This window comes from Rhizobium herbae (assembly GCF_019511375.1).
GTDB classification, from domain to species: domain Bacteria; phylum Pseudomonadota; class Alphaproteobacteria; order Rhizobiales; family Rhizobiaceae; genus Pararhizobium; species Pararhizobium herbae_A.
On record NZ_JAEUAO010000002.1, the window covers coordinates 41,432 to 62,540 of the forward strand.

Consider the following 21,109-nt stretch of genomic DNA (forward strand, 5'->3'; position numbering starts at 1 on the left):
CTCGCCGATGGCGAGCCCTTTTTAGGAGGGGCGATGCGCAGAACCAAGGCCGAGGCGGAAGAAACACGCAACAGCATCCTCCATGCGGCGGAGCGGGTTTTCTATGAGAAAGGCGTCTCCAACGCGACCCTCGACGATGTCGCCAAGGCGGCCGGCGTAACGCGCGGCGCCATCTACTGGCATTTCGCCAACAAGACCGATCTTTTTCTCGAGCTTTACAATTCCGTGTCCCTGCCGCTGGAAGACATGATTGCGCGCGATATCGAGCAACCGGCCTCCGGTGTTCTCGCATTCATCGAAAAGCTGACGGTCGACTGGCTGGACGAACTGGCAAGCGACGAGCATCGGCAGCGTATCTTCACCATCCTCCTGCGCTGCAGCTATGGCGGGGACCTCATGCCGGTTCTCGAAAGACAGCAGGAGGTCGATGACAGGCACCTCGCTTCGCTCGAGAGCGCCTTCGCAAGGGCTCGGAACGAGGGCCATCTCAATGAAAACTGGACGCCGCACTCGGCGACCAGAGCATTGTGGTGGATGGTGGGCGGGCTCTGCACGGAATGGCTTCTCTTCGGCCGCCGGTTCGATCTGGCGGCCGAAGGCCGGGACGGATTGAAGCGGTTGTTCGCAAGCTTCAGGCCGGCAACCATCGACATCGAAGCTCCGGCTGATGTCCACTCGATTGCCTAGCGGAACACCACAGTCTTGCGCCCGTTGAGCATCACGCGGGCTTCCAGGTGCAGCTTGACGGCGCGGGCAGGGCGCCGATCAGCTTGACGCCGAGGCGATCAAGAAGCGTATCCTTGCTGGACAGGAGCGGGTTCATGCGGTCGGAGCTTTGGGGAAAGCGTTCATCCTCTGACTATGTATGAAGTTATCGCGCTCGCTGTCGAGTCTCGCGCGGCCGTTTCGCCTTGACCTTTTCGTGAGGTCTGACTATTTTTAGAATAATTCTAAACTAGGCATTTCGCATCATGTTTTCACGTCTTTTTTCCGGCTCCAAACGCAGCCTGTCATCGCTTTCCGAACAGGAGGTTCTGGCGCTCGCCATATCCTCCGAAGAGGACGACGGCCGCATCTACCAGGCCTATGGGCAGATCCTGAAGGACAGGTACCCGGATTCGGCCAGGATTTTCGAGGACATGGCCGAGGTGGAAAACACCCACAAGAACATGCTGATCGACATGCATCGCCGCCGCTTCGGCGAGCGGATACCGCTCATTCGGCGCGAACATGTCAACGGTTTCCTGACCCGCCGGCCGGACTGGCTGCGCCAGAACCTGTCGCTCGACGCCATGCGCCGCGAGGCCGAGGCGATGGAGACGCAGGCCTATAATTTCTACGTGGAGGCCGCAAAGAACACCTCGGACGCCGCGACACGGCAATTGCTGGGCGAGCTGGCGCTGGCCGAACAGGGCCATGAGGACGTGGCGCGCATGCTGACCGACAAGCATGTGCCGGAAGGCGTTCGCAGGAAAGAGGACGACACGGCCTATCGCCAGTTTTTGCTCACCTATGTGCAGCCGGGTCTTGCCGGGTTGATGGACGGCTCGGTCTCGACGCTGGCGCCGATCTTCGCCGCCGCCTTTGCCACGCAGGATACCTGGCAGACCTTCCTGGTCGGCCTTTCGGCCTCCGTCGGCGCCGGCATATCGATGGGCTTCACCGAGGCGGCGCATGACGACGGCAAGCTTTCGGGGCGCGGCTCGCCGCTCAAGCGCGGCCTTTCCTGTGGCATCATGACGGCGCTCGGCGGGCTCGGACACGCGCTGCCCTATCTCATTCCGCATTTCTGGACGGCAACGATCATCGCCGGGATCGTCGTCTTCGTGGAACTCTGGGCGATCGCCTTCATCCAGAACAAATATATGGAAACCCCCTTCCTGCGCGCCGCCGTCCAGGTGGTGATCGGCGGCAGCCTTGTGCTGGCGGCGGGGGTGCTGATCGGGAATGCGTGATACCGGGTGACAAAGAGAAGGGGCGGCGCATCCGGCGCCCTTCTCTTGAACTGGAAATCAGCTTGTCAGTTCCCGACCGAGCCGACCAGCACTTCCGCGCCGTTTTCGATGGTAACCCAGCGACCGGTGTTGAAGGAGGCCTGACGCTTCAAAAAGCGGTAGGGTGTCTTCGTCCAGAGTTTTACCTCGTTTTCGAGATTGTCGAGGATGAAATCGCCCTGGGCCGTGCGCACGGTCAGAACCGCGTGGCCCTCGCCGTCCGGCTTGCGGACGACGGTGATCAGCAGATCGGACGGCGAAAAGCCCTTCTCCATCAGCCGCTTTCGCTTCAACAGCACGAAGTCCTCGCAGTCGCCCGCCGTCGTCGGATTGGCCCAGACCTCGTCCTTGCCGTAGAGGTCCATGTCGGTCACGGGGGTGATTTGGCGATTGACGGCAAGATTGACCTCGCGGATGATCGACCAGCCGAAATCGGTGACGCGCGGCGCGGTCGAAGACCTGGACTTGATCTCGCATTCTACACGATGGGACTGGCAGAACTCGTAATGGCCGATGGGCTGGGAGGTGATGGCGCCCGTCTGCATCGAGAGGGCTGTTGCCGATGGCGCCGGAATTGCCGCGCCTGCCGATGCGAAAACAGCCGCGATTGCCACGACCATTTTCCTAACCCCAGTCAACTGCGCCATACACGTCCCCTGTGGCGCGGCTTTCTCCTGAAACAGTTCTGAAGAATCCCCGCGAAAAGCCGAAAATCTGAAAATCTCACGTCAGCTTTCGCAATCGATCCCCATCGCGAGCTGCTCTAATCGTTAACAAAGAGTTAACAGCGCGGCCGAAACGAAGTCAATCTGCAGAATCGGGGATTGCTGGATATGGTTAAAATGCGGGGCGAACCGGCATCGCAGATGAATTACCGCACGTTTTCAAGCCGTTACCATACCGTCGACGGCGGCCAGCATGCGCTCGATGTCCTCCGGCCGCGACAGGCGGTGATCGCCGTCGCGGATCAATGTCATCACGACATCGTCGGACGGCAGGTGCTCCATCAGCTTCAACGCATGGCCATACGGCACGTCCGGATCGCGCATGCCCTGCAGGATATGCACCGGGCAACCGGTCTCGATGATACCGTGCAGCACGCGGTTGTCGCGTCCGTCCTCGATCAGTCTTGCGGTGTATATGTTCGGGTCCGGGCCGTAGGGCGTCGGCTCCTCGAAATAGCCGCGTTCGGCAAGGGATGCACGCTCGGCATCCGTCAGGTTCGGCTCGATGAGTTCACTGGTGAAATCCGGCGCCGGCGCGATCAGCACGAGGCCGGCGACGCGGCCACCCTGCCCGCGGGCGCGCAGTTCCGCGATCAGCCGAAGCGCGATCCAGCCGCCCATCGACGAGCCGATCAGCACCATGCGCTTGGGATTGACGTGATCCAGTACCGCAAGGCTTTCTTCCAGCCACCGCGAAATGGTTCCGTGCGCAAACGTGCCGCCGGAAACGCCGTGACCGGAATAATCGAAGCGGATGCAGGCGGCGCCGGTCTTTTCGGCGTGCCGTTCGAGCTCGACTGCCTTGGTGCCGGCCATGTCAGACCGGTATCCCCCGAGCCAGACGAATGCCGGCAGCGATTTGCCGTGCGCCGCGGGCAGGACGCGCATGGCAATCCGGCGCTTATCCGCGCCGCTGCCGACATCGAGATAGTCAGGCTCAGCGTCTGCGTTTGGCAATGACATCGCGTCTTTTCCTTTTTTTGAGCGTTTCTCGCTGTTTTTCGTTCTAAAACAGATTCTCCGAATGCCTGACAGGTGGTGATTTCTACAAAAAGCTGTGGTATTGACTTTCCGGCAGCAATTTCCACATGACGGTCCATCGGCAGTTGAACGGCATTTTGCCGGGAAATCGCGCTACCGTCATGCATTCCATTTAACAGCTCGAGGAGAGTACGACCATTCGCAGACCGTTCAAAACGGACGCCCCGACAAAAGACGGGCCCCGCTCTAACAAGGAAATCCGGGTTCCCCGGGTTCAGCTCATCGACGCCGAAGGTGTCAACCACGGCAGCATCCCCACAGATCAGGCATTGCGCATGGCAGAGGAGGCCGGCCTCGACCTGGTGGAGATTTCACCGAACGCTGAACCGCCGGTGTGCAAGATCCTTGATCTGGGCAAGCTGAAATACGCAACGCAGAAAAAGGCAGCCGAGGCACGCAAGAAGCAGAAGATCATCGAGATCAAGGAGATCAAGATGCGTCCGAACATCGACACGCACGATTACGACGTGAAGATGAGAGCGATGAACCGCTTCTTCGAAGAAGGCGACAAGGTCAAGGTGACCCTGAAGTTCCGCGGCCGCGAAATGGCGCACCAGGAACTTGGCTTGAAGCTCCTGCTCCAGGTCAAGGAAGACACCACTGCGATCGCCAAGGTCGAAGCCGAGCCCAAGCTCGAAGGCCGTCAGATGATGATGGTGCTGGCGCCGAAGTAAGCGCCGCGTTTCCAGGCTTGCTCCTGATGAAAGCCGCCGAACAGGCGGCTTTTTCATATCAGGAGCCGGCAATGCGGAAATATCGGCGCGTTTTCCTCAATGCCATTGCACTTTGCGGGCGCTTCGGTTACAAGCCCCCGTCCGAACGGTCCGGCAGGGCATGCCGTGGCCGTTCTTTACGCTGGAGACGACCTCGTCAGTCGATCTCGAAATCAAGAAAAATGGAGTAGCAAAATGCCCAAGATGAAGACGAAATCCTCTGCCAAGAAGCGGTTCAAGATCACCGCAACCGGCAAGGTCGTAGCGGCTGCCGCAGGCAAGCGCCACGGCATGATCAAGCGGTCCAACAAGTTCATTCGCGATGCGCGTGGCACCATGGTGCTTGCAGAGCCTGATGGCAAGAAGGTCATCAAGAACTACCTGCCCAACGGTCTCTAAGACGTCTGGCACTTTTGGATTTTAAGGAGATCATGACATGGCACGTGTAAAACGCGGCGTAGCAGCTCACGCCAAGCACAAGAAGACACTCAAGGCAGCCAAGGGCTTCTACGGCCGCCGCAAGAACACCATCCGCGCCGCCAAGGCAGCCGTGGACCGTTCGAAGCAGTACGCTTATCGCGACCGCAAGGTCAACAAGCGCAACTTCCGCGCTCTCTGGATCCAGCGCATCAACGCTGCCGTCCGCGAGCATGGCCTGACCTATGGCCGCTTCATCGACGGCCTCTCCAAGGCTGGCATCGAAGTCGACCGCAAGGTTCTGTCCGACATGGCAATCCATGAGACGGAAGCATTCGGCGCGCTCGTCGCTGCCGCCAAGAAGGCGCTCGAATACCTCAAGGACGCAGGCACCACCAACGAGTTTGAAAGCGCGGTTCGTTAAGACCAGCGCTTCCCAAGCCTTTGCTATTTTAATTGGGAAACCCGCGCTGGTACGGCTGGCGCGGGTTTTTCTTTGACCGATCACGGGAAATGAACCATGTCCGATCTGCAAGCACTGAAAGAAAAGCTGCTGAGCGAGGTGACGGGTGCAGGTGACGAGGCGGCCATCGAGGCCGTGCGTGTCAACGCACTCGGCAAGAAGGGCTCGATCTCCGAGCTCCTGAAGACGCTGGGCACCATGTCGCCGGAAGAGCGCCAGACACGCGGTGCTGCAATCAACGCCCTGAAGACCGACGTCTTCGAAGCCATCGCCGCCCGCAAGTCGGCGCTGAAGGACGCGGCGATCGCCGAACGCCTTGCGCGCGAAACCGTCGATATCAGCCTGCCGGTGCGCTCGTCGCCGGCCGAGCGCGGCCGGATCCATCCGATCAGCCAGATCATCGACGAGATCACCGCGATCTTCGCCGATATGGGTTTCTCGATCGCCGAAGGTCCGGATATCGAGACCGACTATTATAACTTCACCGCGCTGAACTTCCCCGAAGGCCATCCGGCGCGCGAGATGCACGACACGTTCTTCTTCAATCCGGATGAGAACGGCGAGCGCAAGGTGCTGCGCACGCACACCTCGCCGGTGCAGGTGCGCACCATGGAAGCGCAAAAGCCGCCGATCCGCATCATCATCCCCGGCAAGACCTACCGGCAGGACAGTGACGCAACGCACTCGCCGATGTTCCACCAGGTCGAGGGTCTCGTCGTCGACACCAAGTCGAACGTCGCCAACATGCGCTGGATTCTCGAAGAATTCTGCAAGGCCTTCTTCGAGGTGGACGATGTGACGATGCGTTTCCGCCCGTCCTTCTTCCCCTTCACCGAGCCGTCCTTCGAGGTCGACATCCAGTGCGACCGCTCCTCCGGCCCGATCGTCAAGTTCGGCGAAGGCACCGACTGGATGGAAATCCTCGGCTGCGGCATGGTGCACCCGAACGTCCTGCGCGCCGGCGGCCTCGATCCCGACGTCTACCAGGGTTTCGCCTGGGGCATGGGCCTGGACCGCATCGCCATGCTGAAATACGGCATGCCGGACCTGAGAAACTTCTTCGATGCCGACGTGCGCTGGATGAGCCACTACGGCTTCCGCCCGCTCGACATGCCGACGCTGTTCGGCGGGTTGAGCGTGTGAGATTATGCGAGCTGTGCGCGACGACTGCTTCGAAAAAACCAATCTATCTATCGACGACATTAAAGCGCTCGTATCGATAGCCTAACCTGAGACGAGACCCATGAAATTCACCCTCTCCTGGCTGAAAGAGCATCTGGAAACCGATGCCGCCCTTGAACAGATCTGCGAGCGCCTGACGGCGATCGGGCTGGAGGTCGAGGATGTCGACGACAAGGCTGCTTTCAAGCCCTTCGTCATCGCCAGGGTCATTTCGGCCGAAAAGCATCCGCAGGCCGACAAGCTGAAGGTGCTGATGGTCGATACCGGCGCCGGCGCGCCCGTGCAGGTCGTCTGCGGTGCGCCGAATGCCCGCGCCGGCCTCGTCGGCGCCTTTGCCGCACCCGGCAACTACGTGCCAGGTATCGACGTGACGCTGTCCGTCGGCAATATCCGTGGCGTCGAGAGCCGCGGCATGATGTGCTCGGAAAAGGAGCTGCAGATCTCCGACAGTCACGACGGTATCATCGACCTCCCCGAGGACGCGCCGGTTGGAACCAGCTTCGCGGCCTATGCCGGGCTCGACGATCCGGTGATCGAAATCAACCTGACGCCGAATCGTCCGGACTGCACCAGCGTCCACGGCATCGCCCGCGATCTGGCCGCGTCCGGCCTCGGTACGCTGAAGTCTCCAAAGGCCCCCTCCTTCAGGGTGGAAGGCGAGACGACCACCAAGGTGAAGCTCGATCTCGGCGAGGACACCCATCTCTGCCCCGGCTTTGCGCTACGCCTGGTGCGCGGCGTCAGCAACGGCCCGAGCCCGAAATGGATGCAGCAGCGGCTTATTGCCATTGGTCTGAGGCCCATCAATGCGCTGGTCGACGTCACCAACTACATGACCTTCGACCAGGGCCGGCCGCTGCACGTCTTCGACGCCGCCAAGGTGACGGGCAACCTCACCGTTCGCCGCGCCCGGGAGGGCGAGAAGGTCCTGGCGCTCGACACGCGCGAATACGCGCTGTCGCCGGCCAACGTCGTCATTGCCGATGAAGACGGCATCGAATCGATCGGCGGCATCATGGGAGGCGAACATTCCGGCTGTGACGAGAACACGACCGACGTGTTGATCGAAACGGCGCTCTGGGACCCGATGAACATCGCCAAGACCGGCCGCACGCTGGGTATCATCAGCGATGCGCGCTACCGTTTCGAGCGCGGCGTCGATCCGGAATATATGGTTCCCGGTCTCGAGCGCGCCACGCAGCTGGTTCTCGACATCTGCGGCGGCATGGCGGCAAAGACCGACGTGGTCGGCTATGCCGGCTACACGCCGAAGATCATCGATTTCCCGGTTTCCGAGGTCAAGCGCCTGACGGGTCTCGAGGTCAGCTCCGAAGAAAGCGTCGCGATCCTCAAGGGGCTCGGCTTCGGTGTCGAGGGTTCCGGGGAACAGGTCTCGGTTTCGGTTCCCTCCTGGCGGCCGGACGTCGATGGCAAGGCAGACCTCGTCGAGGAGGTCATGCGCATCCACGGCGTCGACAATATCAAGCCGGAGCCAATCGAAAGCCTCGGCACCGTCAACGGCAAGATCCTGACCACGCTGCAGATCCGCACGCGTCAGGCCAAGCGGGCGCTTGCCGCCCGCGGCATGCTGGAGGCGGTCACCTGGTCGTTCATCTCCAAGGCGCAGGCCGAACTGTTCGGCGGCGGCGCCCCGGCGCTGTCGCTGGCTAACCCGATCGCCGCCGACATGTCCGACATGCGGCCTTCGCTGCTGCCGGGCCTTTTGACCGCCGCCCAGCGCAATGCCGACAAGGGCTTCGGCGACGTGGCGATCTTCGAGGTTTCCGGCACCTATGAGAACGATACGCCGGCCGGCCAGCGCCGCGTCGCCGGCGGCTTGCGCCGCGGAACGGCATCGCTCGCCGGCGCCGGCCGCTCGTGGTCGAATGCGGCAAAGGGTGGCGGCAAGCCGGTCGATGTGTTCGACGCCAAGGCCGACGCCATTGCCGTGCTCGAGGCCTGCGGCGTGCCGATGGGCAATGTCCAGTTCGAGGCAGGCGGCCCGTCCTGGTATCACCCGGGCCGTTCCGGCACGATCAAGCTCGGCCCGAAGATCGTTCTGGGCTATTTCGGCGAGTTCCATCCGAAGGTGCTGGAAGCACTCGACGTTTCCGGCGCTCTCGCGGGCTTCGAAGTCTATGTCGATGCCATGCCCGAGCCGAAGAAGAAGGCCACCCGCACCAAGCCGGCGCTGGAGCTTTCACCCTTCCAGGCCGTCAGGCGCGATTTCGCCTTCGTCGTCGACAAGACCGTGGAAGCGGGCGCGATCCTTAAGGCGGCGTCGAGCGCCGACCGTAAGCTGGTCGCCGGCGTCAACGTCTTCGACGTGTTCGAAGGCGCCTCGCTCGGCGACGGCAAGAAGTCGGTAGCGATCGAGGTCGTCATCCAGCCGGCCGAGCGGACGCTGACGGACGAGGATTTCGAAGCCCTGACTGGCAAGATCATCGCCAATGTGACGAAGAGCACGGGCGGGGTTCTGCGAGCCTGAACCTAGCCGCAAGAGGGGTTCTTCTCCCTTTTGCGGCCCGCCCGGGCGAGCCTATGCTTATCATGCCTCTCCCATGGCTTGCAGCTAGGGGCTCTCCCCGGTCATTCTCCTCGGGCACTTTCCAGCGCCCCGGCCAAGTAAAACATGAAGCAAACCCACGGCGAACTTTCCGGGCGTGGCTATCGGCCGCTGGGGATCTACTTTCCCCAGCTACCCGTGCAGATGATAGAGCTTGTTGACGATCACCCAGTGCCCGCCGATCTTCAGAAAGGACAGATAATCGGTGAAGCGCATTCCGGCAAACTCGTCGGTCACCTTGACGAAGGCAGCGTCGCCCTCGATGTCGGTAATCTCGATATCCAGCAGTGGCTGGGTTCCGGGCGTGGCCGGCGGTTCGGCGAGGATGGCGGCGATGAATTCGTCGCGGGACATCCATTCGACGGCACCCTGATAATTGCCGATGATCTTGGCATCTGGATGGAAGGCCTTGCGCAGTGCCGCTTCGTTGCAAAACGCCATTCCATCGACATAGAGATGAACGACTGTGCCAATTGCCTGTTCGTCCGACATACGGAGCACCTCCCTACTGCAGCATCCTTTGCGCGTCACGTTTGACGCGCGGCGCTGTAGCGTGCCGTGCGATCCTACCACGACGGCCCAAGGGAACAAGAACGAACCGAAGGTCATCGCGCAGAACGCATCGAGGGGAAGGGGCGAAGCCCTTGACGCCCCTGCCGGTTCGTCGATGCAAGCGAGGCATCCGAATAGCGCTTGCCCGCCACGCGGCTCGGAGACACGGCCTCGCACGTTCGCTGAATGAAAACGGGTGGAACGTAAACCGGCGCCGGCATAGTCTCCCGGAAAAGGGGAGAAGTTGCATGAAAAAGCCGGGTTCCATGAGGGCGCTCGAGGATCTGGGCCGCGTGCGCCTGTCGGAGAATTTCTTTCTCAGAGACTTCCTGTATTCCGAGATCGCCGATTTCTATGGCATGCCGAACATCCCCGACGATCCGGAACTGGCGATTGCTGCCGGCACGAAGCTCTGCGAAGAATTGCTGGAGCCGCTGCAGCGGACCTTCGGGCGGCTGCATATCCGGTCCGGCTATCGGTCCCGCTCGATCAATGAATTCGGCAATCGCAACAAGCTGAACTGCTCGACCAATGCAGCCAGTGCCGCCGATCACATCTGGGACATGCGCGACGCCGACGGCTGCATGGGGGCGACGGCCTGCATTGTCGTTCCCTGGGTCTGGGACCGACGCGCAGAACTCGGCGGCTGGCAGTCGCTCGCCTGGTGGATCCACGACAACCTGCCCTACGCGTCGCTCTGCTTCTTTCCGAAACTCTGGGCGTTGAACATCCAGTGGCACGAGCGGCCGGCACGCCGCATCCGCAGCTATGCCGCGCCGGCTGGCCTGCTGACGAAGGAAGGCATGGGGAATCATTCCGGCAGCCATGCCGTGTTGTATCAGGGCTTTCCGTCCCTGAACGCTTGAAAGCTCATCCGGTAGCGAACATGGCCATCGGCCTCTGTATATCTGTCATAGAGCCGCCGTGCCGTCTGATTGCCTTCGTCGGTATGCCAGTAAAGGCGGGCCCAGCCGTTTGCCTTGGCCTTGTCGACGAGATCGTCGAGCAGCGCCTTGCCGATGCCCTTTCCGCGCGCCGCCTCATCGAGGAAAAGGTCTTCCAGATAACAGACCGGCTCCTTCACCCAGGTCGCCTCATGCAAGAGGCAGATGGCAAAGCCGACGACGTGGCCGTCCAGCACCGCGACACGCATGAACAGCGGCGTTGCAGGATCGATGATCCGGCCCCAGGTCGTTGTCGTCACGTCCGGGGATACTGCCACCCGGTAAAACGCGACATAACTCGCCCAGAGCCTGCGCCAGTCCGCTTCGTCGCCGGGTGCCGCGTCGCGTATCTCAACCGTCATGCCTTCTTCCTCCCGGGTCTTTCTATTCGCTGGCCTCGTTTAGCAGCTGGCAGGCTTCATTGGAAAGGCGGATCGAAGCCGCCTTGACCAGGCTTTCGAGCTGGGTCAGGTTCGTCGCGCTGGAAATCGGTGCCGTGACGCCCCTGCGCGCCATGATCCAGGCCAGCGCGATCTCTGCCTGGGTGTTGCCGGTCTCCGCCGCTACCTCGTCCAGCGCGCCCAGGATCCGCATGCCACGGCCGTCCAGATATTTGCCGATGCCGCTGCCGCGCGCCGAGCCTTCCATATCCCTGTGCGAACGATACTTCCCCGAAAGAAAACCCCTCGCAAGGCCGAAATAGGTGATCACGCCGATCTCCTCGGCGATGCAGAGATTGCGCAGCGCACCATCGAAGGAAGCGCGGTCATAGAGATTATATTCCGGCTGCAGCACCTCGTAGCGCGGCAGGCTCTGCTGTTTCGCAACATCGAGTGCGGCGCGCAGCTGCTCCGCGTTCAGATTGGAGGCTCCGATATGGCGAACCTTGCCCTGCTGAAGAAGGCTCTCATAGGCCCTAAGCGTTTCCTCATAGGGCGTTTCCGGATCGGGCCAGTGCGACAGATAGACGTCGATATGATCGGTCTGCAGCCGACGAAGGGAATCCTCGACGGCCAGCAGGATCCATCTTGCCGAAAGCCCCTTGCGATCCGGCCCCATCTCGGAGCCGACCTTGGTGACAATCACGGCCTCGTCCCGCGATCGGCCCGACTGCTTCAGCCATTTGCCGATAATCGTCTCGGATTCGCCGCCGCTATGGCCCGGAACCCAGGTTGAATAGGCATCGGCAGTATCGACGGCATTGAAGCCTGCGGCGAAAAAGGCGTCGAGCAATTGGAAGGAGGTCTTTTCATCCGCGGTCCAGCCGAAGACATTGCCACCGAAGACCAGCGGCGCGATGGACAGGCCGGTGCGGCCGAGGGTTCGCTTTTCCATGAAGTCGCTCCAGGCTGGTAAGGGGTTTCGCTTGGGAGGCTCCGAAGTCTGCCCCATGGATGACATAGGCGAGGTACGGCGTTTTTACATGCCCCGCGGCGACTTTATTCCCGCGCAGCCAGCTTGAACGGCACCTGTCGCCCGGTTACTGTGCCGCCGAAACATTGAGGATAGGTCATGTTGCGTTTCGGTATTCTGTCCACGGCCAAGATCGGCCGCGAGCTCGTTGTTCCCGCCATCCAGGACGCTGAGAACTGCGTGGTCGCGGCGATCGCCAGCCGCGATCTCTCCAAGGCACGCGCGATGGCGGAGCGTTTCTCGGTGCCCCACACTTTCGGCTCCTACCAGGAAATGCTGGCTTCCGACCTCATCGATGCGGTCTACATTCCGCTGCCGACCTCACAGCACATCGAATGGACGATCAAGGCGGCCGATGCCGGAAAACATGTGCTCTGCGAAAAGCCGATGTCCTTGAAGGCATCGGAAATCGACGCCGTGATCGCGGCGCGCGACCGCAACAAGGTGCTGATCTCGGAAGCCTTCATGGTGACCTACAGCCCTGTCTGGCACAAGGTTCGTTCGCTCCTGCAGGAAGGCGCGATCGGCAGGTTGCGACACGTTCAGGGCGCCTTCACCTACTATAATCGCGATGCCACCAATATGCGCAACAAGCCGGAACTGGGCGGCGGCGGCCTGCCCGACATCGGGGTCTATCCGACGATCACGACGCGTTTCGTCACGGGCAAGGAACCGATCCGCGTTCAGGCGAGCACCGATCGCGATCCGGAATTCGGCACCGACATCTATTCTAGCGTCAGGGCTGATTTCGGCGATTTCGAGTTGAGCTTCTACATTTCCACCCAGCTTGCCGCTCGCCAGGTGATGGTGTTCCACGGCGATAAAGGCTTCATAGAGGTCAAGTCGCCGTTCAACGCCGATCGCTACGGTGCCGAAGAACTGGAACTCACAAACCAGAACCACTCGCAATCTCAACACTTCCGCTTTCAGGATGCGCGCCAGTACAAGCTCGAAGTCGAGGCCTTTTCTCGCGCCGCAACGGGGGAGACGGAAGAAGTGGTGACGTTGGAAAGCTCTGTGAACAACCAGAAGCTGATTGATGCCATCTACCGCGCCAGCGAAAAGGATGGATGGGAGCCTGTCTGAACGGGAAATACCCGCCCGCTGCAGAAAGCTGCGGGTTGCTCACATAGTCGTGGTCTTGGCCTATGCCTGCCTTCTTCGTGCAAGAATGAACGCGGCGAAGACCGGTGCGGCGATCCCCGCATTGTAAGCAAGTAACGCAAGAACGAGCGCAATCAGGGAGACGGCGCCGGCTGAAAAGAGGGCCGCAAGAACGAAGGCCGCGATGATCAGGCAACCGGCCAGAGCATAGCAAGGCACAGATCGCAAACCCGCCGTCGAAAGTCCGATTGCAAATGTGGTCAAGACTATCATCCGACCCCTCCCGATGATGAGCATAGCGCAATAATCTGCCCAAGGCTCGCTAAAAGTGGCTTTAACCCTCCGATTGCTCTTGACGAACCGGTCGCCAAACAGCTCCCAGACGGCCAGCATAAAGTACGTTTGCGGGAAATCTATGGCCGGTGCTTGGGTCAGGAATAGGCTAACGCCTTTGCCTGGATCGCCGCGTTGGACGCTCGAAAGGGCCAGACCGTCAGGCTGTCGTAACGGCCGGCGGCAAACAGGCCCGCCTGATTCCGCCCGAGGAAGACCTGACCCGCTGCTGCCGGTACCGTCGCATCGGTTGCGATTGTCCCGCCATTGTAGCTGCCTGACCGGCCGGCGGCGCTCCAAGCGAGACAGACGCCGAAGGCGGGCAAGGGCACGGTCACGCTCGCAATCGACAACGAACTGCCGGCAATCACGTTGGTCTGAGCCGTGTTGAGGCGCATGATCTCGTCACCCGTGCCGATGCCGGCAAGACGTCCTAGAGAACCGGAGATCCCCTGTCCCTTCAGGAGAAGGGTGGCTGCGCCCCTCTGAATCAAGGCTTCGCCGACCGGCGACAGACGGCAACTATCGGCGCTTCGCGCTGCTGGGGTGGCCGCCGTCTGGACGAACGAGGTGGCCGCCGCCCCGGTTTCCAGCTGCACCCGGCTCAATGCGCCGTTGACCGTCAGTGTCAGGCTTGTCGACGTCGCGGTGAAGGTCACCGGCGCGGCTTGCGTCACCGTGCCAGTCGCCGCGCCTGAGAGGTTCAGCGAGCCAGCGCCCCGACAGGAAACGGTGTATTGCGCTGCGTTGGTGACGGCGACCGTCTGCGTCTCGGGTGTGAACGCATTGAGGAAAAGATTGGTCGCGGGACCTTCCAGCAGCAGTTGGCGATAACCGTTGCGGTGGTCAAAGCGCGGGACGTCCGCCGCCGCCTGCTGGGCCACTCCTGCCGCATCGATGTATTCCGCGGCCGATCCGCGGGTGAACACGAACAGCTCCGAAAACGCAACTGATTGGGGCGAAACAAGGGCGTCCAAGGTGGCTGCGGCGATGCTTGCTGCAGCCACTGTGGTCATGGCATGGCGATCCCTGCGGAAATCGGCGATGAAGGCCGCCAGCCTGGCAACCCCGTCGTTGGCATCGGCAGCGGTAAAAGCTGCGCCGGCAAACCATGCGCTGCCTGTGCCGGCCAGACCAAGGCCTGAATTGAGGCCGAGCGACACCATCAGACGAGCCCAACGATGCTGCCGGCGGTCGTGCCGGTTGCCAGCACGCGATCGGCGCGCAGCGGCAGGATGCTCCCGGCCGAGACGCCGGCGAAGGTGACGGTCTGGCCCGACAGAAGTCGCACCGCGAGCACACCGCCAGAGCCGACATAGATCGCCCGCGTCATCTCGGGCAGGTCGATCGTGTCGCTGGGGGTGACAATAAATCCGTGCGTTGCCGGACTGGTGGGGGAAAGAATATAGCTGGAAAATCGGTCGGGCATGGGCTTGTTCCTCGGTTACGATTGACGTTGGTGCCATGATGCGCACGGCTTTCAGCGCCGGGGACAAACGGGGAAACTGAAAGGACTGTTGAGGGCGCCGGCAACGGCTGGTCATCGACGGTTGGGCGCGGCAAAATAGGCCATGAGCTCTTTCTTCGATTCCGATTCGCCCACCAACCTCACCGAATATTCGGTCTCCGAGTTGTCCGGCTCGATCAAGCGCACGGTCGAGCAAGCCTTTGATCAAGTGCGAGTGCGCGGCGAAATCTCCGGCTATCGCGGGCCGCATTCCTCGGGTCACGCGTATTTTTCTCTGAAGGACGACAAGGCGCGGATCGATGCGGTGATCTGGAAAGGCACGATGAGCCGGCTGAAATTCCGGCCCGAAGAAGGCATGGAGGTGATCGCCACCGGCAAGGTGACGACCTTCCCCGGTTCGTCGAAATACCAGATTGTCATCGAGACGCTCGAGCCGGCCGGCGCCGGCGCGCTGATGGCGTTGATCGAAGAGCGCAAGCGCAAGCTTGGAGCCGAGGGACTTTTCGATCAGGCACGAAAACGACCCCTGCCTTATATGCCGCGCATCATCGGCGTCGTGACCTCGCCGACCGGCGCCGTTATCCGTGACATCCTGCACCGGATTTCAGATCGTTTCCCGGTTCATGTCATCGTCTGGCCGGTGCGAGTTCAAGGCGACGGCTCGGGCAACGAGGTGGCCGCGGCGATCGAGGGTTTCAACGCCTTTGCCGCGGATGGCCCGATCGCCCGGCCGGACCTGCTGATCGTCGCCCGCGGCGGCGGCAGTCTCGAAGACCTCTGGACCTTCAACGACGAAGCCGTGGTGCGTGCCGCAGCCAATTCGCAAATCCCGCTGATCTCTGCGGTTGGACACGAAACCGACTGGACGCTGATCGACTATGCGAGCGACCAGCGGGCGCCGACGCCCACGGGTGCTGCAGAAATGGCCGTGCCGGCGAAGGCCGATCTGGAGGCGAGCGTCTCCGGCCTCTCCGCGCGCCTGAAGGCAGCGGTGACACGGCAGATGGACAATCGGCGGCACAACGTTCGTGCGCTGACACGGGCGCTGCCCTCGCTCGACCAGTTGCTCGCCTTGCCGCGCCGCCGCTTCGACGAGGCGTCGGCAGGGCTGGGGCGCGGGTTGCAGATGAACACGGCAAACAAGCGGCGCGCCTTCGAGCGCACGGCCGCGCATCTGCGCCCGGATGTGCTGTCGAGCCGGATCTACGAGCGGCGGCAGAAGCTGTCGGAGCATATGATCCGCGCTGAACGCATCGTCGAGCGCCTGATCCATCGCTCGGCTGCCAGGGTATCGTCGGCTGATGCCTCACTCAGAACCCTGCCCGGCCGGCTGCTTAGCCAGGTTCACCGTACCCAGGATCGCCTGACGGGCCTCGCAGGCCGAGCCGACAACGCGCTTCTGGCCGATCTGCGGCGACGACGCAGCGCCATCATCGCGCAGGACCGCATCCTTCAGTCGCTGTCCTATCGCAACGTGCTGAAGCGCGGTTATGCCTTGGTCCGCGACATGACGGGTGCCCCGGTCAAGGCAGCCTCGGCCCTATCGCTCAATCAGGCGATCGCGATCGAATTTGCCGACGGGTCTGTAAACGCCATGACCACGGAAAGCGGCGCGCCAACGCCGCCGCAACCTGCCAGGAAGCGAGCGGAAAAGCACGCGTCGCCCGAACCGCCGAAGCAAGGGAGCCTGTTCTAAGCATGGAAACCGCGTGCGCTTTCTGATTGTTCTCGCTCATCCCTTGGCCGGCAGTTTCGCCTCGAGCGTTGCCGCTGCGGCCACGGCGGCACTGGAGAAGAACGGCCACAGTGTCGATCTGCTCGATCTCTACAGACAGGATTTCGACCCCTGCCTGAGCGAGACGGAACGCCGCGGCTATTTCGACGTTCCCTACGATGCGTCCGGCGTCGATGATATCGTCGCACGGCTCAAGGCGGCGGACGGGTTGATGCTTGTGTTTCCGCAGTGGTGGTTCAATTTCCCGGCGATCCTGAAAGGTTTCTTCGACCGGGTCTTTGCCCCCGGCATCGCCTTCGATCATGACCATGCCGGCGGCCGCATCATTCCACGACTGACCAATATCAAGCTCTTCTGGGCGCTGACAACGACCGGGTCGCCGTGGTGGGTCGTCAAACTCTATATGGGCGACCCGGTCCGCCGCCTGTTGAAGCGGGGCATCGCCGCCTTTTGCTCCAGGGATGTACAATTCCGGATGATCTCGCTGCATGACATGGACCGAGCGACTGCCAAGCAGCGCACGGCACATCTGGCGAAGATTGAAAAGGCGATCGCGCGGATTTGAAAAGGCCTGAGGCCTGAAAAGAAACGCTTCCGTAACGAACCCGCCGGTACATTTGACCACTCGCAACCAGGGGGCGCCGGATGCCTGTCGAACTCACAGCCTCTCAGGCGCTGAATCTCTGGCATGCCGTCTCGCTGGAGCAGGTGCGTATCGACAAACGCGACCTCACTCTGCGCCAGATCTCCATTCTTCTGCATATTTACCTCGTGCCGCCACCGCATACCGTACGCGGGCTGGCCGCCATTCTGGGCGTCACCAAACCGGTAATCACCCGTGCGCTCGACACGATGGGCGATCTCGGCCTCGTGGCCCGCGCGCGCGATGAGCGCGACAAGCGCAATGTGATCATCAAACGCACGGTCGAGGGCGCACTTTATCTTGAAAAACTGGGCGATCTGATCATTGATCAGGGACGCAAACTGTCTATCTGAGGACGCATGCCTGATCTTCCCGACCGCCGGCTGAACGCCTATCGCCCCGACCTTGCCGAGGAGCGGTTGCGCGGCATTGTCGAGGCCGCCAATTATCTGAGCGGCTCGCTGGGCGTCATCTCCGTCCCGGTGGTGCAGATGCGAGCCCGTCCGGAACTCGAATGCGGCACCGACACGGAACTTTTGCTCGGAGAAACGGTCCATGTCTTCGACAGCGCGGGTGGCTGGGCCTGGGTGAAGTCCGATTTTGACGGCTATGTCGGGTATGTTCCGGACTATGCCGTTTCGCCTGTGGTTCACAGACGAACGCATATCGTCACCGCGCCCCGCACGTTCCTCTATTCCGGCCCTGATCTCAAATTTCCGACGGTGCAGGCACTTTCAATGGGCAGCCGCATTGCCGTGGTCGACGAGCGCGAGACCCGCGGCACACGCTATTTCCTGTTGGAAGGTGGACAGGCCGTCATTGCCAATCATTGCTCGGAACTGGGAAAGCCGCCCTTTGGAGACTACGTCTCCGTGGCAGCACGATTCCTTGAAACGCCGTATCTCTGGGGCGGGCGCTCCGGCTTCGGCATTGATTGCTCCGGTCTTGTCCAACTGTCGATGATGATGACTGGAACGACCGCACCGCGCGACACCGACATGCAGGCCAAGGGACTTGGCACCGCCATTGCCCGCGACGAACTTCGCCGCGGCGATCTCGTCTTCTGGAAGGGTCACGTGGCCATCATGCTCGATGAGCGGACACTGCTGCATGCCAACGGCCATACGATGAACGTCGCCCTGGAGGGACTGGAAGATGCGATCGCCCGCATCGGCTGGCTCTATGATCAGCCGACGGGGTATCGCCGGCCCTGATCAATAGCCGGCTTTGCGATCCACCAGATGCTGAAGCGGAAGACCGCTTTCGAAACGGTCGATCTGCTGCTCGACATGGGAAAACAGCGCCTTGACGTCTGACGAGGCAGCGACATGTGGGGTGACGTAGACGTTGCCCATGTCCCAGAAGGGGCTGTCCCTGGCCAGCGGTTCCTGCTCGAACACGTCGAGCGAGGCCCCGCCGAGCACGCCCGACTGCAGCGCTGCCAGGATGTCGGCCTCGACCTGGCTGCCACCGCGGCCGCCATTGATGAAGACCGGCGCGCCGAGTGGGCTGCCGCGCCTGAGCTTTGAGAATACAACGGCGTTGAAGATGCCGCGCGTCTCGTCGGTCAACGGCAACAAGCCGACAAGGAAATCGGTCCTGGCGAGAAACACATCCAGCTCATCGCCCGCGAACGTCTGGACGCCGTCGATCTCCTTCTTCGAGCGTGACCAGCCGATGGTCTTGAAGCCCATGACGCCGAGCTTGCGGATGGCGTCCTGACCCAGCACGCCGAGGCCCATAACACCGACCGTGATCTCGGCGGCTTCGGGCTGGCTCAGATCTTCCCAGACGCGAGCCTTGGCGCGCGCCTCGTATGCGCGGTGCTGGCGCAGATGCAACAGGCAGTTCATCACCACCCACTCGCTCATGCGCGTCGTCAGGCTGCGATCGACGAAGCGGACCAGCGGCACGTCCGGCAAGCCGGGAAGCGTCAGGACGTGATCGACGCCGGCCCCGCCGGAAAAGACGACTTTCAGATCCGGCGCACGCGAAAACAGATCCGGAGCGGATTTCCAGACGACCGCATAGTCGATGCCGGAGAGGTCGCGGCCCTTGTGCGCGGGATCGGCGAGATTGATGACCTCGCGGCCGGCAAAGGCACCTTTCAGGCCGTCTTCGACCTCCTGCGGAATGAACTTCAGATCGATGATGACGGGGCTTTTCGCAGGCATGAAACGGAACTCTATTGATTGATGGCGGGCAGGTTGACCGCCTCCAGGTTGAAGGCGGCGGCCATCAGCGCCTTGGTATAATCTTCCTGGGGGGCCGTGAAGATGCGTTCCGACGGTCCCTGCTCGACCACCTTGCCGAACCGCATCACGATCATGTCGTTGGCGAGCGCTCTGACGACCTTCAGGTCGTGGCTGATGAAGAGATAGGCGAGCGAATGTTTTGCCTGCAGGTCACGCAACAGGTCCACCACCTGCGCCTGCACGCTCATGTCGAGCGCCGAGGTCGGCTCGTCGAGCATGACGAATTGCGGTTTGAGCACCATGGCGCGGGCAATGGCGATACGCTGGCGCTGGCCGCCGGAGAACTCGTGCGGATAGCGCCACCGCGTTGCCGCATCAAGCCCGACCTCCTCAAGGGCAGCCGCGACGCGCGCATCGCGCTCCTTTTCAGACAGCGAGGGCTCGTGCACCTTCAGGCCTTCGCCGACAATATCGCTGATGGACATGCGCGGGCTCAGCGAACCATAGGGATCCTGAAAGACGATCTGCATGCGGCTGCGCAAGGGGCGCATCTGTGTGAACGAGTAGCCGGCTATCTCATTGCCGACAAAGCTGATGCGACCCCTGGAGGAAATCAGGCGCGTCAGGGCAAGGCCAAGCGTCGTCTTTCCCGAGCCGGATTCGCCGACCACCCCGAGCGTCTGACCGGCGCGCAGCGTCACGTCGATCCCGTCGACGGCCTTCACATGGTCGACGACCCTGCGCAGGAAACCCGCCTTGATCGGGAACCAGACCTTCACATCCTGCGCTTCGATCACCACCGGCTTCGTGGTGTCTGAGACCGGCGGCACACCTTTTGGTTCCGAGGCGAGGAGATGGCGGGTATAGGCGTGCTGCGGATTGGCGAAAATCTCCGCCGTCGGTCCTGTTTCGACGATCTTGCCCCTGGTCATGACGCAGACGCGGTCGGCGATCTTGCGGACGATGCCGAGGTCATGGGTGATGAACAGCATCGACATGCCGTGCTCGTCCTTGAGCTTTTTCAGAAGCTCGAGGATCTGCGCCTGCACGGTCACGTCGAGCGCCGTCGTCGGTTCGTCGGCGATCAGAAGCTCCGGCCGGTTGGCGAGCGCCATGGCGATCATCACACGCTGGCGCTGGCCGCCGGAGAGCTCATGCGGATAGGCCGCGAGGCGCTTCTCCGGCTTGCGGATTCCCACCTGATTGAGCAATTCCAGAACACGGGTTCTGGCAGCGGCTCCTGTAAGGCCCTGATGCAGTTCAACGATTTCGGCAATCTGCCGCTCGATCGAGTGCAGCGGGTTGAGAGACGTCATCGGTTCCTGGAAGATCATGGTGATGTCGTTGCCGCGCACCTGGCGCAGTTCGGCCTCGGACGCCTTCATCAGGTCCTTGCCGTTGAACAGGATCTCGCCGCTCGGATGGCTTGCCGCCGGATAGGGCAAGAGCTTCAGAATCGAATTGGCCGAGACCGACTTGCCCGAGCCGGATTCACCGACAAGCGCGACGACTTCGCCGCGCTTGATGTCGAAGGATATGCGGTCCACAGCCACCGACGTCTTGCCGCCCTGGTGGAAGGACACGGAGAGGTCGCGGACCGAGAGGAGGGTATCTGTCATCG

At 61.8% G+C, this 21,109-nt stretch carries 22 protein-coding genes; 13 read left to right on the forward strand and 9 right to left on the reverse strand.

The window, feature by feature from the left end; genetic code table 11:
• Window positions 1-33 precede the first annotated feature (33 nt).
• Window positions 34-687 carry a TetR family transcriptional regulator gene (locus JNB71_RS07395; RefSeq protein WP_220371214.1) on the forward strand — a complete coding sequence of 218 codons (654 nt, stop codon included), beginning with the start codon at window positions 34-36 and terminating at the stop codon, window positions 685-687.
• Between the two features lie 284 nt (window positions 688-971).
• Window positions 972-1,955 carry an iron exporter MbfA gene (gene mbfA / locus JNB71_RS07400; protein WP_220371215.1) on the forward strand — a complete coding sequence of 328 codons (984 nt, stop codon included), beginning with the start codon at window positions 972-974 and terminating at the stop codon, window positions 1,953-1,955.
• A 65-nt stretch (window positions 1,956-2,020) separates the two neighbouring features.
• Here mbfA and JNB71_RS07405 read toward each other — a convergent pair whose 3' ends face one another.
• Window positions 2,021-2,641, reverse strand: coding sequence for a transglutaminase-like cysteine peptidase (locus tag JNB71_RS07405; RefSeq protein ID WP_220371216.1), 621 nt, complete (start codon window positions 2,639-2,641; stop codon window positions 2,021-2,023).
• Window positions 2,642-2,878: 237 nt separating this feature from the next.
• Complete coding sequence (locus tag JNB71_RS07410) at window positions 2,879-3,682, reverse strand: alpha/beta hydrolase (RefSeq protein WP_220371217.1); 804 nt, start codon at window positions 3,680-3,682, stop codon at window positions 2,879-2,881.
• A 215-nt stretch (window positions 3,683-3,897) separates the two neighbouring features.
• Between JNB71_RS07410 and infC the strand changes: the two genes are divergently transcribed.
• From infC to pheT, 5 genes are all read left to right on the forward strand, one after another.
• Complete coding sequence (gene infC / locus JNB71_RS07415) at window positions 3,898-4,434, forward strand: translation initiation factor IF-3 (RefSeq protein WP_083925864.1); 537 nt, start codon at window positions 3,898-3,900, stop codon at window positions 4,432-4,434.
• A gap of 234 nt (window positions 4,435-4,668) precedes the next feature.
• Window positions 4,669-4,872 carry a 50S ribosomal protein L35 gene (rpmI, locus tag JNB71_RS07420; RefSeq protein ID WP_029620731.1) on the forward strand — a complete coding sequence of 68 codons (204 nt, stop codon included), beginning with the start codon at window positions 4,669-4,671 and terminating at the stop codon, window positions 4,870-4,872.
• A gap of 37 nt (window positions 4,873-4,909) precedes the next feature.
• Window positions 4,910-5,314, forward strand: coding sequence for a 50S ribosomal protein L20 (gene rplT / locus JNB71_RS07425; RefSeq protein WP_112853423.1), 405 nt, complete (start codon window positions 4,910-4,912; stop codon window positions 5,312-5,314).
• A 96-nt stretch (window positions 5,315-5,410) separates the two neighbouring features.
• The gene (gene pheS / locus JNB71_RS07430; protein ID WP_220371218.1) at window positions 5,411-6,496 is read left to right on the forward strand and encodes a phenylalanine--tRNA ligase subunit alpha; all 1,086 of its coding nucleotides are present in this window, start codon (window positions 5,411-5,413) and stop codon (window positions 6,494-6,496) included.
• A 100-nt stretch (window positions 6,497-6,596) separates the two neighbouring features.
• Entirely contained in the window at window positions 6,597-9,023 is a 2,427-nt protein-coding gene (pheT, locus tag JNB71_RS07435; RefSeq protein ID WP_220371219.1) for a phenylalanine--tRNA ligase subunit beta, read from the forward strand.
• Between the two features lie 210 nt (window positions 9,024-9,233).
• Here pheT and JNB71_RS07440 read toward each other — a convergent pair whose 3' ends face one another.
• Window positions 9,234-9,593 carry a nuclear transport factor 2 family protein gene (locus tag JNB71_RS07440; protein ID WP_220371220.1) on the reverse strand — a complete coding sequence of 120 codons (360 nt, stop codon included), beginning with the start codon at window positions 9,591-9,593 and terminating at the stop codon, window positions 9,234-9,236.
• Between the two features lie 308 nt (window positions 9,594-9,901).
• Between JNB71_RS07440 and JNB71_RS07445 the strand changes: the two genes are divergently transcribed.
• The gene (locus JNB71_RS07445; protein WP_220371221.1) at window positions 9,902-10,519 is read left to right on the forward strand and encodes a hypothetical protein; all 618 of its coding nucleotides are present in this window, start codon (window positions 9,902-9,904) and stop codon (window positions 10,517-10,519) included.
• Here the strand turns inward: JNB71_RS07445 and JNB71_RS07450 are convergent.
• Both JNB71_RS07450 and JNB71_RS07455 read right to left on the reverse strand, forming a co-directional pair.
• Window positions 10,492-10,959, reverse strand: coding sequence for a GNAT family N-acetyltransferase (locus JNB71_RS07450; protein ID WP_220371222.1), 468 nt, complete (start codon window positions 10,957-10,959; stop codon window positions 10,492-10,494). The two genes, JNB71_RS07445 and JNB71_RS07450, sit on opposite strands and share 28 nt — an antisense overlap.
• Window positions 10,960-10,981: 22 nt before the next feature.
• On the reverse strand, window positions 10,982-11,932 hold the full coding sequence (locus tag JNB71_RS07455) for an aldo/keto reductase (RefSeq protein ID WP_220371223.1): 951 nt from the start codon (window positions 11,930-11,932) through the stop codon (window positions 10,982-10,984).
• 177 nt (window positions 11,933-12,109) lie between these two features.
• Here JNB71_RS07455 and JNB71_RS07460 point away from each other — a divergent pair, with 177 nt between their 5' ends.
• Window positions 12,110-13,096 (forward strand): Gfo/Idh/MocA family protein, encoded by a 987-nt coding sequence (locus JNB71_RS07460; RefSeq protein WP_220371224.1) that lies wholly within the window; start codon window positions 12,110-12,112, stop codon window positions 13,094-13,096.
• A gap of 449 nt (window positions 13,097-13,545) precedes the next feature.
• Here the strand turns inward: JNB71_RS07460 and JNB71_RS07465 are convergent, their stop codons facing one another.
• Window positions 13,546-14,613 carry a hypothetical protein gene (locus tag JNB71_RS07465; protein WP_220371225.1) on the reverse strand — a complete coding sequence of 356 codons (1,068 nt, stop codon included), beginning with the start codon at window positions 14,611-14,613 and terminating at the stop codon, window positions 13,546-13,548.
• Entirely contained in the window at window positions 14,613-14,876 is a 264-nt protein-coding gene (locus JNB71_RS07470) for a spike base protein, RCAP_Rcc01079 family (protein WP_220371226.1), read from the reverse strand. The genes JNB71_RS07465 and JNB71_RS07470 overlap by 1 nt, the downstream gene beginning before the upstream one ends.
• Window positions 14,877-15,018: 142 nt before the next feature.
• Here JNB71_RS07470 and xseA point away from each other — a divergent pair, with 142 nt between their 5' ends.
• The 4 genes from xseA to JNB71_RS07490 all read left to right on the forward strand — a co-directional run bounded on the left by xseA (window position 15,019) and on the right by JNB71_RS07490 (window position 18,507).
• Window positions 15,019-16,611 (forward strand): exodeoxyribonuclease VII large subunit, encoded by a 1,593-nt coding sequence (gene xseA / locus JNB71_RS07475; RefSeq protein ID WP_220371227.1) that lies wholly within the window; start codon window positions 15,019-15,021, stop codon window positions 16,609-16,611.
• Window positions 16,612-16,624: 13 nt separating this feature from the next.
• Window positions 16,625-17,215, forward strand: a complete 591-nt coding sequence (locus JNB71_RS07480) for an NAD(P)H-dependent oxidoreductase (protein ID WP_220371228.1) — start codon at window positions 16,625-16,627, stop codon at window positions 17,213-17,215.
• A gap of 80 nt (window positions 17,216-17,295) precedes the next feature.
• Window positions 17,296-17,646 carry a MarR family transcriptional regulator gene (locus JNB71_RS07485; RefSeq protein WP_112857139.1) on the forward strand — a complete coding sequence of 117 codons (351 nt, stop codon included), beginning with the start codon at window positions 17,296-17,298 and terminating at the stop codon, window positions 17,644-17,646.
• Between the two features lie 6 nt (window positions 17,647-17,652).
• Window positions 17,653-18,507 carry an NlpC/P60 family protein gene (locus JNB71_RS07490; RefSeq protein ID WP_220371229.1) on the forward strand — a complete coding sequence of 285 codons (855 nt, stop codon included), beginning with the start codon at window positions 17,653-17,655 and terminating at the stop codon, window positions 18,505-18,507.
• Here JNB71_RS07490 and JNB71_RS07495 read toward each other — a convergent pair whose 3' ends face one another.
• On the reverse strand, window positions 18,508-19,467 hold the full coding sequence (locus tag JNB71_RS07495; RefSeq protein WP_220371230.1) for a 2-hydroxyacid dehydrogenase: 960 nt from the start codon (window positions 19,465-19,467) through the stop codon (window positions 18,508-18,510).
• A gap of 11 nt (window positions 19,468-19,478) precedes the next feature.
• Entirely contained in the window at window positions 19,479-21,107 is a 1,629-nt protein-coding gene (locus tag JNB71_RS07500; protein ID WP_220371231.1) for an ABC transporter ATP-binding protein, read from the reverse strand.
• Window positions 21,108-21,109: the final 2 nt, after the last annotated feature.